A 14,164-nucleotide genomic window follows, 5' to 3' on the forward strand; every position below is an offset into this window, starting at 1 on the left:
AACTCCTTCGCTTATTATTCGAGCACCATTATACCATGTTTTCACACATTTTTAAGATGATGGAATAGAATAAATCATGTTTAAGGAGGAAACCAAAATGATTGCAAAAAATGATGATTCCATAAATTACGCCGAGATGGAAAAGTGGCTTAACAATTATTTCCTAGATCCTCTTACTTCCTATTTAGATCAGACACAATTCCAGATCGATCTTTATGAAACGAATAAAGAGTGGATTGTTGAAGCGATTCTTTCTGAATACGATGCATCTGAAATTACTGTTCTTATTGAAAAAGAAAAACTAACGATTACTGCCATGATACCCACTCCATCCAAACAGAGTCAAAAAAGAATCCGAGTGATTGAATTTCCATTTCAAGTGATTAGTCAAAAGGTTACCGCTACATTCATGGAAGGGATTTTAGAAATCTTTATTTCAAAGACAGACGGAGAGGTTGCAAATAATCGCTATATTACCTTGCAATAAAATCTTTTTTATTTATCAGTTTACATAACATGATTATCGTTAATAATAAAACCCTCAACTCTTGAGGGTTCCCTTTTTACATTGTTTCGATTATCTTTATCATTTCTTCGATTTCAGGAAATACACCTGTATCCATCTTTGAATAGATCTTCTCTCCATTAACAGTAACTTCGAAAACTCCTCCTGAGCTTGGAATTAGATCAAATTTTTCAATGTCATGGCGAAAATGAATAATGAGTTTTTCCGCGAAACTCGCGGCTCTTGGTGCGTAGTTTCATTGCATACAAAATTCAACGGTTATTTGGTATTTCTTCATAAATAAACCTCCAATTGTATTTATTTTTAAACTATTGACAAAATTTTATCCTATTAGACAGTCCTAAGCAAATGTTTGCCTCTATTAGTGCTAAAAATCCTTGGAAGAGGTATACTGAAATTTATGGAGGTGGACACGTTGAGTGAACAAGAAAAAATTCGCCTAACCTCTTTATCCACAAAGGCTGGTTGAGGCTGCAAAATTGGTCCTGAGGACCTGGCGCAAGTTTTGCGCCTTTTACCAAAACAAGAACCTGTACCTGAATTAATCGTCGGACATGAAACATCTGATGATGCCGGGGTCTATCGTTTAACTGATACGATTGCCCTAATTCAAACTATTGATTACTTTACCCCGATCGTGGACGACCCGTATATGTTTGGTCAAATTGCTGCGGCAAACGCCTTAAGTGATGTCTATGCGATGGGCGGAGAACCGAAAACCGTTTTGAACATTGTCGGTTACCCAATTAAAAAGCTTGGGCCCGATATACTGTCTGAAATTCTCCGTGGTGCTTATGATAAAGTAAAGGAAGCAGGAGCTATCACGGTTGGTGGACATTCGATTGATGACCAAGAGCCAAAATTTGGTCTCTCCGTAACGGGAATAGCACATCCAGATAAAGTTTGGAAAAATATTGGAGCAAAACCGGGTGATGTACTGGTTTTGACAAAACCTATAGGTGTTGGGATTATTACTACTGGAATCAAAAGGAACGCTGTTACTCCAGAACAGGAGCAAATCGTAACGGACACCATGGCGATGCTGAACAAAACAGCAGCTCAGCTATTAAGTTCATTTCAGCCTCACGCTGTTACCGATGTAACAGGATTTGGCCTCTTAGGTCACGGGAGTGAAATGGCACGCGGCAGCGATGTCAGCTTAGAAATATCCTTTTCTAATGTACCCATTCTTGAAGGCGCAGTGGAGTTAGCTAAAAATGGTGTTGTTCCAGGTGGGTCAAAGTCCAATCATAAGTGGTTAAACGAAGATATTTTCTATGAAAAAATTCTTCCAGAAGAGCAATTGGTTCTTTGCGATGCGATCACTTCAGGTGGACTCCTTGTCGCGTTAAATGAGGAAGATGCCATGAGCTACATAGAACAACTTCAATCCAATGGACTATCTCATGCATCTATAATCGGACGGGTCACAGAGAAAAAAGAAAAACTGATTTATGTAACACGATAACTGCGAAGCAACCTCTGCTTCGCAGTTTTTCATAGAAAGAATTTTTTGTTTGAAGGGTTAACATTTACATTAATAGGATTAATAGAAGAAATTAATTGAATTCGGAAGAACTGCATCGTTTAACTGATAGGTCGTTGAAACCGTATAAGTATGTAATCTAAAATTTTTAAGCAAGGAGGAATAAGAAGTGCCTACTTGTCAGAACTGTGAAAAAAAATGGTCCTGGTTTGATTCTATAAAAAAATTATTAAAATTCCGTAAAAGTATGAAATGTAGTCATTGTGGAGAAATTCAATACCAGAGTAAATCATCAAGAAATACAACCTCTTTATTTATACTTCTTCCTATGATTATTCTCCCATTTTCTGTAATCTTTAATTTGTCATCCTCTTCTGAATTATTATGGGAACTCGTCTTTATACCTGTAGTGATATTCATAACACCATTTTTCTTAAAATTATCTGATAAAAATGAACCATTATGGTGACATCCGAAAACAAAAAGTCAGACTCCTCAACCAAGCGAGGGTCTGACTTTTGTTTTAGGACATCGTTTTACATTTCAAGGATAACTTAAGACGAAGCTTTTCAAGCATATCCTTGGTCATTTTATCTAAATCATATTCGGATTTAAAGCCCCATTCTTCTTTTGCAGCAGATGCATCAATCGAATTTGGCCAGCTGTCAGCAATGCTTTGACGAACAGGATCGACTTGATAATTCATCTCAAAGTTTGGCATATATTTTCGAATACTTGCGGAAATATCTTCTGGTTCAAAGCTCATCGCTGTTACATTGAAAGAATTGCGGTGAACAAGCTTTGCAGGGTCTGCTTCCATTAAATCAACAATTGCTTTTAGTGCATCAGGCATATACATCATATCCATATAGGTACCCTTATCGATATAAGAAGTGTAGTGCCCGTTTTTCACTGCTTCATAGTATATTTCAACGGCATAATCCGTCGTACCCCCACCTGGCATAGCTACGTAAGAAATCAGACCAGGAAAACGTAATCCACGAGTGTCGACTCCAAATTTATGGTAATAGTAATCGGCCAGAAGCTCTCCAGCCACTTTATTTACACCGTACATCGTAGTCGGACGCATAATCGTATCCTGTGGAGTGTCATCCTTTGGAGTCGATGGACCAAAAGCACCGATGGAACTAGGTGTGAAAAATTGCGCCTTTTGCTCTCTTGCCGTTTCAAGGGCATTCATGAGACCACCCATATTTAAGTTCCAAGCAAATACAGGCTTCGCTTCAGCCGTTGCTGATAAAAGAGCAGCAAGATGCATGATGGTGTCTACCTTGTATTTTCGTGCGATTTCACCCATTGTTTGTAAATCGGTTACATCCAAAATTTCAAATGGACCACTTTCAGCAGCCTCTGTGTCCGATTTCTTAATATCTGTTGCAATGACATTATCGGCACCGTAGGTTTTTCTCAGCATCATCGTTAGCTCTGAACCGATTTGTCCTAGTGCGCCTGTGATTAGAATTTTTTTCATTTTTGTTTCTCCATCCTCTTTGGTGTCTGTTAAATAATACCTAATTCTTTTCCGACTTTTTCATAAATTGCAATGGCTTTATCGAGCATTTCTGTTGTATGAGCAGCTGTTGGCATATTGCGGACACGTCCTGTTCCTTTAGGGACAGTTGGGAACACAATCGCCTTCGCATAAACGCCTTCTTCATTTAAACGTCGACTAAATTGCTGGGTAAGGCTCTCATCTCCAATAATACAAGGAGTAATCGGTGTCTCACTATTTCCAATATTAAAGCCTAATTCCTTCAAGCCTTTTTTTAGATAGTTGCCATTTTCCCATAATTTCATATTAAGCTCTGTGCTTTCCATTAATATTTCAATCGATCGCTTACTTGCGGCCACATCAGCAGGAGTTAACGAAGTAGAAAACAAGAATGGACGACTGCGCACTTTTAACCAATCAATTAGATTTTTCTTCCCGGCAACGTAGCCACCAACAACACCAATCGCCTTTGATAAGGTTCCGATTTGGAAGTCGATTTTATCAGATAGACCAAAATGCTTGACGGTACCTGCCCCATCGCCAAGAACGCCAGATCCATGAGCATCGTCTACATATGTAATCAAATCAAACTCTTCAGCGATTTTTACGATTTCCGGTAGTAAGGCAATATCACCATCCATAGAGAAAACGCCATCGGTGATAACCATTACTTTATTAAATTGGCCTGATTCAGTTGCTTCTTTTGCTCTAGCACGTAAATCTTCCATATCGGAGTGATTGAAACGAATAATTTTTGCTCTCGAAAGACGGCAGCCATCAATAATGGAAGCATGGTTTAATTCATCTGACAAAATGGCATCATTTTTATCCATTACGGCAGAAATCGCTGCCATATTACAGTTGAAGCCTGATTGATAGGCAATAGCCGCTTCTGTATGCTTAAATTCTGCAAGTTTTTCCTCTAATTCTACATGCAGCTTAAGGGTGCCGTTAATGGTACGAACTGCACCTGCACCAACGCCATATTGTTCTATGGCATCGCGTGCTGCTTTTTTCAAGCGTTCATCTGTAGCTAAACCAAGATAGTTATTGGAAGAAAGATTAATTAACTCTTTACCATTAATCGTAATTAATGGACCATTTGGACTTTCGAGTGGGTCAATCACATTATAAAGACCTTTTCCTTTTAAATCCTCAAGGTTATCATTTAAAAAATGTTCTAAAGTATGGCTCGACACAACCCATTCCCCCTAGTAGAAAATAAACGCATGATTGTTGTTTTCAAAAACACAACTGTCCGCTCCACGTGGACAGCAATCTTTTGATTTATGCCCATGATAACGGATTCATGTATAATACTTTAACATATTTTTTGCAGAATGTTCATACCTAGTGGACATTATAGCAAAAAAATTTTTATAAAGTTAGAATTACCTATTTCATCTTCTTTTAAAAATAATTAAAGTAGACTATAGTAAAATAATACTTCCTGTAGTCTTAGAAAGGAATGTTGTTTTTGCAATACTTATCTTCTTTCATTTACACCGCCATCGTCGGCGGAATTTTTATTTATTTATCGATTTTAGCCTTTGATTTCTTTTCTGGTGAAAAACCAGAAAAACAAGTGAAAAAAATCCACAAGTATTTTCGCAAAGAAACAATAAAACAAGTTGAACTACTTGAACATGTCCCAAGAATATACACCTTATACCAAATCAAAACAGACAATGAAACCAAAAGGGTAAAATTGAAGCCAGGATATAAAGTAGTAAAAATGGTCAAAAAGAAAAAAAAATAAAACCTATCCAGATAACCGGATAGGTTTTTTGCATAACTGAATTAGTCTTCACTGACAACAACTAATAAATTTCATTTAGCTTTACTTTAGATAATTTTCCAGCACTTTCATTTACTTGTTTCAATGCTGCTTTGTATTCCTTCTCTAAGCTTTCGATGATTTGGGCAACGGATTCAATTCTATTAATTGCACCAACCCCATGTCCCGCGGACCAAATATCACGCCATGCCTTCGCATTCATCTCTCTTTGCATATCATCAAAGTCAACCTTATCCTTTTTTACCAAAAGTTCAGGATCAAGTCCTGCCTTTACAATACTTGGTTTCAGCATATTGGCATGAACTCCGGAAAAAGCATCGGTTAAAATGAGATCTTCTTGTGTGGATGAAATGAGCATTTCACGATACTCATCACTCGCCATACTCTCAGTTGCTACGATAAACCTTGTCCCCATATAGGCAAGATCTGCCCCAGCCGCTTGAGCTGCTAAAATGCTTTTCCCTGTCGAAATCGCACCTGCCAGAACAATAATTCCATCCCAGAAGGTCCGTACCATATCAACAAAGGCGAAACTATTAATTTGACCAGCATGACCACCTGCCCCGCTTGCAACTAAGATGAGGCCGTCAACACCAGCTTCGGCTGCTTTTTTTGCAAATTTCAAATCACTGACGTCTGAAAAAACTAAGCCACCATATTCATGAACAATATCTACAACATGCTTCGGGCTTCCTAATGAAGTGATGACTAATGGTGGTTTATGCTTACTAATTAACGCAAGTTCGTCCTGAAGCCTGCTATAGGAACTATGTACAACCATATTCATGGCCCATGGAGCAATTTTACGATTAGGATCTTTTACTCTTTCAGCTTCTAACTGTTCGTTCAATTTCTCCATCCACTGGTCAAGTACTTCAATCGGCCGTGCATTGGGAGCAGGAAATGAACCAATCACCCCATGTAAACAGCAATTTTTCACTAACTCAGGTCCGGATACTAAAAACATCGGTGCGGAAATTACAGGTAATCGAAGTTGATTCCACCATGTTTCGGGAATAGACTTTGTCATTTTTCCACCTCTTAATTTTAGAATTTTCTGACTTGCTATTATTTTACCTTAAAATGAATGAGTATTCAATCATTGGATATACGTAAATTTTCCAAGTTTTAAAACGTTTTCAAAAAAACGAACGTTTTACTTAACAAATGATTGATTATTCGTTTTTTATAAAAAAAGAATTGATTTCGCTGCCGGTAATCCGTATAATGTGTAATAAATTCATATGTTTCGCTCATATAATCGCGGGGATAGGGCCTGCAAGTTTCTACCGGATTGCCGTTAACAATCTGACTATGAGTGGGTAATGAGAACAGCACTCGCTTCTCTTTCGTGCATTCTTTCTTATTCCTTTCGGACATACAGCCCAAAGGTCATTGCCTCACTCTAGTAAGTGAGAAATGTCCTTTGGGCTTTTTATTTTTTTATTGGAGGCAAAAAACATGAGATTACTAGAAGAAAAAATCAAAACGGATGGAAGGGTTATTTCAGAGAATGTTTTAAAAGTGGATTCATTTTTAAACCATCAAGTAGATCCATCATTAATGAATGAAATTGGTAAAGAATTTGCAGAAATTTTTTCAAATGAAGAAATTACTAAAATTGTCACGATTGAATCATCAGGTATTGCTCCTGCAGTCATGGCTGGTTTACATATGAATGTCCCAGTCATTTTCGCAAGAAAAAGAAAATCGTTAACTCTCTACGAAGGTTTGCTATCTGCAAGCGTACATTCATTTACAAAAAATGAAACAAACGATATCTCCATTTCAAAAAAATATTTAAATGAGAACGATAAAATTCTTATTATTGATGATTTTCTAGCAAACGGCCAGGCTGCACTTGGTTTAGTGGATTTGGTAGAACAAGCAAATGCAAAGGTTGTCGGAATTGGGATTGTGATCGAAAAATCCTTCCAACCAGGCGCTCAGAAATTAATAGAACTAGGTTTTAGGGTTGAATCCTTAGCGAGAATTGAATCATTGTCAAATGGTGAAGTTTTATTTATTAATGAAAAAGTGAAGGGGTAAATCTTATGAAACGAAATCCTTTTAAAGTTGCCTCATTAGGAATACAACATGTGTTAGCAATGTATGCTGGTGCAGTTATTGTTCCTCTTATCATTGGCGGAGCATTGCATTTGTCTGGTGAACAATTAACCTATTTAGTTTCAATTGATATTCTAACAAGCGGAATTGCAACTATTTTGCAAGTTTGGCAGAACCGCTTTTTCGGAATTGGGCTTCCGATAGTTCTAGGATGTACGTTTACTGCAGTTGGACCCATTATAGCAATCGGTGGACAATATGGTCTTTCAGCAATATATGGATCTATTATCATGTCAGGTATTATCGTTATTTTAATCTCGAATTTTTTTGGTAAGCTAGTTAAATTCTTTCCTCCAGTTGTTACCGGTTCAGTTGTAACGATAATCGGGATAACCCTTATTCCTGTTGCCATGAATAACGTTGCAGGTGGCCAAGGCAGCCATGACTTTGGATCAGGATCTAATCTTGCACTTGCTTTTGGTACATTATTATTTATCATTTTGCTCTATCGATTCTTTAATGGCTTCATTCGTTCGATTGCCATCTTAATTGGATTAATCGTTGGAACAATTGCTGCATCGTTTATGGGAAAAGTGAATTTGTCTGCTGTTGGAGAGGCATCGTGGTTTCATATGGTAAGACCCTTTTATTTTGCGACACCTTCTTTTGAGCTTGCACCAATTATCACGATGACATTAGTGGCTATCGTAAGTCTTGTAGAATCATCGGGTGTATATTTTGCGCTAAGCGACATCACTGGAAGAAAGTTGACTGAAAAGGATTTGGTAAAAGGTTATCGTGCTGAAGGTCTTGCTAGTATTCTTGGAGGATTGTTTAATTCTTTTCCATATACAACTTACTCACAAAACGTTGGACTCGTTCAGCTTTCAGGCGTAAAAGAAAAAAATGTAATTTATACAATGGGCGGCATTTTAGTGGTCCTTGGTTTCATGCCAAAAATCGCTGCCTTAACTACTGCTGTTCCAACCCCTGTCCTTGGCGGTGCCATGGTTGCAATGTTTGGAATGGTAATTGCAGCAGGAATTAAAATGCTTAGCAAAGTTGATTTTGCATCACAGGAAAATCTTTTAATCATTGCTTGTTCAGTTGGGATGGGACTTGGAGTAACAGCAGTTCCTGATTTATTTTCTCATATGCCAAATACGGTAAAAATTATTTCAAATAGCGGTATCGTTGCGGGCAGTTTAACAGCTATTTTCCTTAATTTAATCTTTAATGTTTTTAAACCAGTGAAGGAAAATCATGCAACAACTAATGGTCAAAATATTAAGGTTTCCTAATGACAATATTTTTTACTACCTACCTTTAGTTAAAGTTAACCGTAAAGGTAAATTGAGATAATAATTAACCACCAGTTGTCATGACTGGTGGTTTTAAATTAGCACCTCAAATGGATGTCTCATAATAGTTATTTAAAATGTACTGTAATCAAATTTTACAGTATTAATTTCTTCTCTCGTTACTTTCATAATGCTTTCCGCTTCTTCCTTACTAATTAACTCTTTATCAATTAATAAGTTCATTAAACGATCATTTATTATTTTAGTTTTAATAACCTTATTATTTATGTTTGCTGTAAAATCATCTTCATACCTGGTACGTTTATAATGAAGGTCATAATTTTCTCCTACTAATGCCCCCCTTACAACATATCCTTCTGGTGATCTAGAATGCCTAACTAAACCAAATCTTAGAAAGTAAGGTTCACCATTAATTTGACAACTAAAATATTGCTTTTCGCATGCAGCACTTTTAATTACAAATTCCCTATATCTCTTAAATTCTATTTCAGATAAATCCTTCTCAAATTCGTATGTATTTTCGTATTCTTTATACAAATTAAGATAAATATCTGTTTCAGGTAAATAAATTTGTTTCATTTTATATGCCTCCCCCAAAGGAAAATATTAACTTTACCTATATTATACTTTAAACAATTGTTCTAAAGGAGATATTTATATGACATGTTTTTGACAAAGTAAAAGCAAATCCCGAAGGACTTGCTAAGTGATATTAACAAAGTGTTTCTCCACTTCTTCGATTCCTTTGAAAGCAATCTCAATTTTTTCAAACCAAATCATTACTACATTGTTTTTATACTTTTCATGGTTTAATTCACCAGTATGATAAACGTCATTTTCATTAAAATGAATATAATCAAGGTTTCGAAGCTTGTTAAGATGGTATGCAACATGTTGGTAGTTTTCAAATCCTAATTCCGAGAAATTCAATTTATTACCATAAGTTAAATGCATTTGATATAGAGCAATTAAAATTTTTATATCTAATTCATTTAACATTTGTTCTCACCTCCCATCACTTAATTATTTCTAGATGATATGAACTTATCCCTTTGTAAAAATCAAATACTTAACAATTTAGACAAAATCCACACACAAAACAAAAAAGCCTCCACAATTTATTGTAGGAGGCATTTATTCTAATCGTAAAAAACTTATAGTATCTCCACTTTCATTCCGCTGTAACTCAGTAAATCTATTTTCAGGATAAAACTTTCGGAATATTCCTAGAGTGAAAACCTCATTTATTTATGGTATGGTTCACCACTATTAATGCTGAACTACATCCTCTACAATCTGCCCATACATGAAACAGGCGCGCTCGTTCATCTTTCGATAATAGCGCCCGTTCGTGGAAGACTGAAAAAACTTTAAGAAAAATTTGTGTTGTATGGCATCAATAAAAAAGCTGCTATACAAAGTTTTCCTCATACTAAGCCCCACTTTTGCACGTATCTCGGACATAACCTTTTAGACTCCCCTCTCAATCACCATATTCGTCGTGTAGGCGCCACCACGTATAAGGTGGGGTTTGCGGCCACCCCTCAGGTGAATCCTCCCAGTCTTCCTGTCGACCGAAGGGTGTCAGGTCGAGGAAATTGAAGTCGGATCTGATCCTGTCGACTCCACGCGCCGTCGTGTAATAGGTGCGAAAGACGCTGTTGCCATCACGGAGGAAGACACTCAGGCCGAATCCCCTGCCCGCACCGCAGTCGACATTGAAGTTGTCGCCGTTCGAAGAGAACCAGGGCACAGTCCAGCCCATTCGCTTCTTGTAGGGCTCGATCTGTGACAATGGTGCGGGGGAGACTAAAATTAAGGTGGTATCACGTGCATGTAAATGAGCTAGATGGCCAATGTTGTCTACGAAGGACGAGCAGCCCGGGCAACGGTGGTCAGAGCCCGGAACCATCATGAAGTGGTAAACGATGAGCTGGCGACGTCCATCGAAAAGATCAAGCAGGCTCGCTTTGCCATTTAGGCCTTCGAAGACGTACTCTTTGTCAATCCGGACCATCGGCAGCCTTCTACGTTCTGCGGCCAGAGCGTCCAACGCACGAGTGAGTTCCTTCTCCTTAATGAGCAATTTTTCGCGAGCAGCCCGCCACTCGTCTTCTGACACGACTTGCGGAAGTACTGATTTGTTCTTTGGCATATGAATTCTCCTCTCTAACTAGTGCTTCACTCTGCTTGATTCCCCTCAAAAAGGGATTCATCCTGCTTGATATAATTTTCTTATTCCTTAATGTCCTAATGCTAAACTAAATAACATCTTCTGAATTAACTTCGATTTACTTACGAATAATCCCTTCTCTTTTATTCAAGAAAATGGCCCGATTGTTGAAAAAAAGCTAATGACGATTGTTCAACTAAAATCCCTTTCGTTGAAGAAGAAATGGGCTTTACTCTTAATTGAAGTAAAGCACCCTATAGTTTAAGTGATTTATATAAAAAAAGCCGATCTCCACATTTGGAAAGTCGGCCATATTGATGTATTGAGTGGAGTTGGATCGGTAACTATCATTTTTAAGTAAGCACCACCGATAAAGTTGGCTTCAATTTTTTGTCCCAATGGAAAGATTATAAGACACCGCTCTGGTAACCACTCGAGCGGTGCTACTAATTAAATCTAGACGTATTCAGCAATTACAATATTTCGATATACCCTTCTGTTCCATGCACGCGAATTCGTTGCCCATCTTCTATCAGTTTGGTAGCATTTTCCACTCCAACAACTGCTGGTAAGCCATATTCACGTGCGATAACTGCTCCATGGGTCATCAGTCCACCAACTTCGGTGACTAGGCCTTTTATGGATACAAACAATGGTGTCCAGCTAGGGTCAGTAAAGGAGGTGACTAATATATCTCCATCTTCTAAATCAGCATCTTTCATGTTTAAGATGACACGAGCGCGTCCCTCTATAACTCCGGAAGAAACAGGCAGGCCTACAATAGCTTCGGCTGGGAGATTTTCTCGGTTGTACTCACCTGTAATGATTTCACCATCAGACGTGATAACACGTGGGGGAGTTAGTTTTTCATATAATTTGTACTCGTCTTTTCGTTTGCTGATGATCTGGTAATCCAGTTTATTTGTGCGTACGACTTCGCGAAGTTCTTCAAAAGTAAGATAGTATATATCTTCTTTTTCATGAATAACGCCCTCTTGTACGAGTTTTTCGGCTTCTTTCAATAATGCCTGTTTATAAACAAAGTAGCGGTTTATCATGCCGTATTTTGGATATTCACGATAACCAATGTAATTCCGGATTAGGTCGATCATACGTTTTGTTTCTTTGGCTTTTTGTTCAGCATCCGGTAATTGCTTCAATCGATCTAATAACTCTTGTTCTTTTTTCGAAGCTTCGAGACGCCCTTGCTCAAATTTCCGATTGCTAGCATTAGGCTCAAAGTTTTTGATATTAATGAGAATCAAGGGGACAAGTGTAGTTGGTTTTTCGCTCCAACGACTTCTGGTAAGATCGATTTCTCCGGCACATCTCATTCCGTATTTGTTGAGAAAAGCATAGATAGCGTCTTGGGTATCCTGTCCACCTTCAAACTTAACCAGTTCATCCAAAAAGTTATCTTCTTTTACGTGTTGTAAATAATCAATTACTTCTGGATAAGGACGAATCACATCTGCGACATCCAATAATGCTAGACCCATTTCCGAAGTAATATTGTTTGGTACAGATTGAGAAAGCGTATCTGCTACGTTTTTTTCACCTAACCACTTCTCCATTTTTTTATTAATCCATGATGAAGCATCCATAGCTGCCATAAATACACGCGAACTCTGTGGGTTAAATAATATCTTCTTTAATTCCTGGATATCTTCTAGAATAAAATGAAATAAATCCGATCCTGATTTCGTTTGGATGTTTTGTTTTAACTGTTCTATCGATGTTTGACTACTTTTGATCAAATCAGTAACGATTGTCGGATCGTTATCAATTTCTGCCAGCATATCTGTATTGTTTCTGCTGGGACTCGGTGCTTTTTCATCATCTGGTAACGATTTAATAAAATTTTCTCGCTCGACTACTGTCATAAGTGCGTCTTTCATGAGCGGATCGTGTTGTCCCATGGCATCTAATAACATTTTTCTGCTGACAGGCGAAGCCAGATTATGTGTAATATCAACAAACAACCTTCCACCAGCTTTACGCATGGGTGCACGAGTCGTTAACAGGAAAAAAGACAATCCCAGTGGTTTCATGGAATCAGTCATCATTTGTTGATGACCGACAGATATATAGACGTGATTTTCTTGATCATTCGCTTCAGGGATGGGGTATAAAGTCGTGATTGGACGACTCTGGACAATATAAAAAGTATCATCAACCAAACACCATTCGATATCTTGTGGGCAACCAAAATAAGCTTCGATCTGTCTTCCGATGCGTGCCAGTTGTAATATTTGTTGTTCAGTAAGTGTTTGAGTCTTTTGCTGATCAGGATCGATCTGCTGTGTCTCTGTTCCGCCTTCTTTTCGTCCATAGATAGCCAATTTTTTGGTTGCTATCCTCTTGTCGACGATTTTCCCTTCCTGTACTTTATAACAATCGGCAGATACCAAGCCAGAGACCAGTGCTTCTCCAAGTCCAAAACTGGCATCGATTGATAATAACTTTCGGTTTGAAGTAATCGGATCAGCGGTAAATAAAATCCCTGAAGCCTGTGGGAAAACCATCCTTTGAACGATAACGGATAAATAAACTTGACTGTGGTCAAATCCATTTTGCATACGGTAGATTACCGCGCGATCCGTAAATAGGGAAGCCCAACATTTGCTGATATGCTGCAAGATGGCTTCTTTTCCGATGATATTTAAATAGGTGTCTTGTTGACCAGCAAAAGAGGCATGTGGTAAATCTTCAGCAGTAGCACTAGAACGCACTGCATAAGCATGTTCATTGCCAAACTGGGAGAGATAGTCAGCAACTGCTTGCACAACATCGGAAGGAATTTCTACTTCCATAATAATTTGTCTAATCTTCCTGCTGATTTCACCAATTTGATCTCGATCCTCTATTTTTAGCGTTTTTAGTTGATCCAACAAAGCTTGAAACGTTTCGTTTTGTTCGATGGCTTTTTGATATCCTACTGTTGTAATACAAAATCCTTCTGGTACATGTATTCCTTGAATTTTTGATAATTCCCCTAAATTTAACCCTTTTCCGCCAACGAGCAAAAGCTGTGTTTTTTCTATCTCCTGAAAACCGAGAACCAATGAACTCATTCACATCTCTCCTAACCATTAAGGTTCTTTTGATTTTAGCAGGAGTAAACGAGAATAAAAAGTCTATATTAACCATTTTTTTAATGCTATAATTAAATTAGGAAGAGTTCAAAAAAAATAGCTAGACCTTACCATAAAGTAAGCTAATGACCAGGTTTATCCCCTCGAAAGCAGTTTAATAATTTTATATTCTTTGTTGCGTCAG

At 37.8% G+C, this 14,164-nt stretch carries 13 protein-coding genes, 1 pseudogene and 1 riboswitch; of the genes and pseudogenes, 6 read left to right on the forward strand and 8 right to left on the reverse strand.

Annotation, left to right across the window (positions count from 1 at the left end):
• Positions 1 to 97 precede the first annotated feature (97 nt).
• Positions 98 to 487, forward strand: coding sequence for an Hsp20/alpha crystallin family protein (locus BN1082_RS15950; protein WP_090635644.1), 390 nt, complete (start codon positions 98 to 100; stop codon positions 485 to 487).
• Between the two features lie 76 nt (positions 488 to 563).
• Here BN1082_RS15950 and BN1082_RS28575 read toward each other — a convergent pair.
• Positions 564 to 749 (reverse strand): annotated as a pseudogene (locus tag BN1082_RS28575) (SelT/SelW/SelH family protein); the annotation flags it as partial.
• Between the two features lie 177 nt (positions 750 to 926).
• Here BN1082_RS28575 and selD point away from each other — a divergent pair.
• Complete coding sequence (gene selD / locus BN1082_RS15960; protein ID WP_425412163.1) at positions 927 to 1,994, forward strand: selenide, water dikinase SelD; 1,068 nt, start codon at positions 927 to 929, stop codon at positions 1,992 to 1,994.
• Between the two features lie 187 nt (positions 1,995 to 2,181).
• On the forward strand, positions 2,182 to 2,481 hold the full coding sequence (locus BN1082_RS15965) for a TIGR04104 family putative zinc finger protein (RefSeq protein ID WP_090635647.1): 300 nt from the start codon (positions 2,182 to 2,184) through the stop codon (positions 2,479 to 2,481).
• Positions 2,482 to 2,535: 54 nt separating this feature from the next.
• On the opposite strand, the gene BN1082_RS15970 is transcribed toward BN1082_RS15965, so the two are convergent.
• Positions 2,536 to 3,504, reverse strand: a complete 969-nt coding sequence (locus tag BN1082_RS15970) for an L-threonine 3-dehydrogenase (RefSeq protein WP_090635648.1) — start codon at positions 3,502 to 3,504, stop codon at positions 2,536 to 2,538.
• A 29-nt stretch (positions 3,505 to 3,533) separates the two neighbouring features.
• Positions 3,534 to 4,724, reverse strand: coding sequence for a glycine C-acetyltransferase (locus BN1082_RS15975; protein ID WP_090635650.1), 1,191 nt, complete (start codon positions 4,722 to 4,724; stop codon positions 3,534 to 3,536).
• A 278-nt stretch (positions 4,725 to 5,002) separates the two neighbouring features.
• Between BN1082_RS15975 and BN1082_RS15980 the strand changes: the two genes are divergently transcribed.
• Positions 5,003 to 5,284: a hypothetical protein gene (locus BN1082_RS15980; protein WP_090635652.1), complete on the forward strand. Its 282-nt coding sequence runs from the start codon at positions 5,003 to 5,005 to the stop codon at positions 5,282 to 5,284.
• Positions 5,285 to 5,345: 61 nt separating this feature from the next.
• Here the strand turns inward: BN1082_RS15980 and BN1082_RS15985 are convergent, their stop codons facing one another.
• On the reverse strand, positions 5,346 to 6,353 hold the full coding sequence (locus BN1082_RS15985) for an NAD(P)H-dependent flavin oxidoreductase (protein WP_090635655.1): 1,008 nt from the start codon (positions 6,351 to 6,353) through the stop codon (positions 5,346 to 5,348).
• 203 nt (positions 6,354 to 6,556) lie between these two features.
• Positions 6,557 to 6,658, forward strand: a riboswitch (purine riboswitch).
• Between the two features lie 126 nt (positions 6,659 to 6,784).
• Between BN1082_RS15985 and BN1082_RS15990 the strand changes: the two genes are divergently transcribed.
• Positions 6,785 to 7,372, forward strand: coding sequence for a xanthine phosphoribosyltransferase (locus tag BN1082_RS15990; RefSeq protein WP_090635658.1), 588 nt, complete (start codon positions 6,785 to 6,787; stop codon positions 7,370 to 7,372).
• 5 nt (positions 7,373 to 7,377) lie between these two features.
• The gene (locus tag BN1082_RS15995; protein WP_090635661.1) at positions 7,378 to 8,691 is read left to right on the forward strand and encodes a nucleobase:cation symporter-2 family protein; all 1,314 of its coding nucleotides are present in this window, start codon (positions 7,378 to 7,380) and stop codon (positions 8,689 to 8,691) included.
• A gap of 132 nt (positions 8,692 to 8,823) precedes the next feature.
• Here BN1082_RS15995 and BN1082_RS16000 read toward each other — a convergent pair whose 3' ends face one another.
• From BN1082_RS16000 to ppsA, 4 genes are all read right to left on the reverse strand, one after another.
• Positions 8,824 to 9,291 carry a hypothetical protein gene (locus tag BN1082_RS16000; RefSeq protein ID WP_090635663.1) on the reverse strand — a complete coding sequence of 156 codons (468 nt, stop codon included), beginning with the start codon at positions 9,289 to 9,291 and terminating at the stop codon, positions 8,824 to 8,826.
• A 123-nt stretch (positions 9,292 to 9,414) separates the two neighbouring features.
• Complete coding sequence (locus BN1082_RS16005; protein ID WP_090635667.1) at positions 9,415 to 9,711, reverse strand: hypothetical protein; 297 nt, start codon at positions 9,709 to 9,711, stop codon at positions 9,415 to 9,417.
• A 484-nt stretch (positions 9,712 to 10,195) separates the two neighbouring features.
• The gene (locus BN1082_RS16015; protein WP_090635672.1) at positions 10,196 to 10,867 is read right to left on the reverse strand and encodes a DUF899 domain-containing protein; all 672 of its coding nucleotides are present in this window, start codon (positions 10,865 to 10,867) and stop codon (positions 10,196 to 10,198) included.
• Positions 10,868 to 11,358: 491 nt separating this feature from the next.
• The gene (gene ppsA / locus BN1082_RS16025) at positions 11,359 to 13,959 is read right to left on the reverse strand and encodes a phosphoenolpyruvate synthase (RefSeq protein WP_090635675.1); all 2,601 of its coding nucleotides are present in this window, start codon (positions 13,957 to 13,959) and stop codon (positions 11,359 to 11,361) included.
• Positions 13,960 to 14,164: the final 205 nt, after the last annotated feature.

This window comes from Neobacillus massiliamazoniensis, assembly GCF_001048695.1.
GTDB classification, from domain to species: Bacteria; Bacillota; Bacilli; order Bacillales; family Cytobacillaceae; genus Neobacillus; species Neobacillus massiliamazoniensis.

Coding starts and splice junctions, on each gene's coding strand:
- BN1082_RS16000 (WP_090635663.1), bottom strand. CDS start 9,291: ATGAAACAAATTTATTTACCTGAAACAGATATTTATCTTAATTTGTAT.
- ppsA (WP_090635675.1), bottom strand. CDS start 13,959: ATGAGTTCATTGGTTCTCGGTTTTCAGGAGATAGAAAAAACACAGCTT.
- BN1082_RS16015 (WP_090635672.1), bottom strand. CDS start 10,867: ATGCCAAAGAACAAATCAGTACTTCCGCAAGTCGTGTCAGAAGACGAG.
- BN1082_RS15950 (WP_090635644.1), top strand. CDS start 98: ATGATTGCAAAAAATGATGATTCCATAAATTACGCCGAGATGGAAAAG.
- BN1082_RS15970 (WP_090635648.1), bottom strand. CDS start 3,504: ATGAAAAAAATTCTAATCACAGGCGCACTAGGACAAATCGGTTCAGAG.
- BN1082_RS15985 (WP_090635655.1), bottom strand. CDS start 6,353: ATGACAAAGTCTATTCCCGAAACATGGTGGAATCAACTTCGATTACCT.
- BN1082_RS15995 (WP_090635661.1), top strand. CDS start 7,378: ATGAAACGAAATCCTTTTAAAGTTGCCTCATTAGGAATACAACATGTG.
- BN1082_RS15990 (WP_090635658.1), top strand. CDS start 6,785: ATGAGATTACTAGAAGAAAAAATCAAAACGGATGGAAGGGTTATTTCA.
- BN1082_RS16005 (WP_090635667.1), bottom strand. CDS start 9,711: ATGTTAAATGAATTAGATATAAAAATTTTAATTGCTCTATATCAAATG.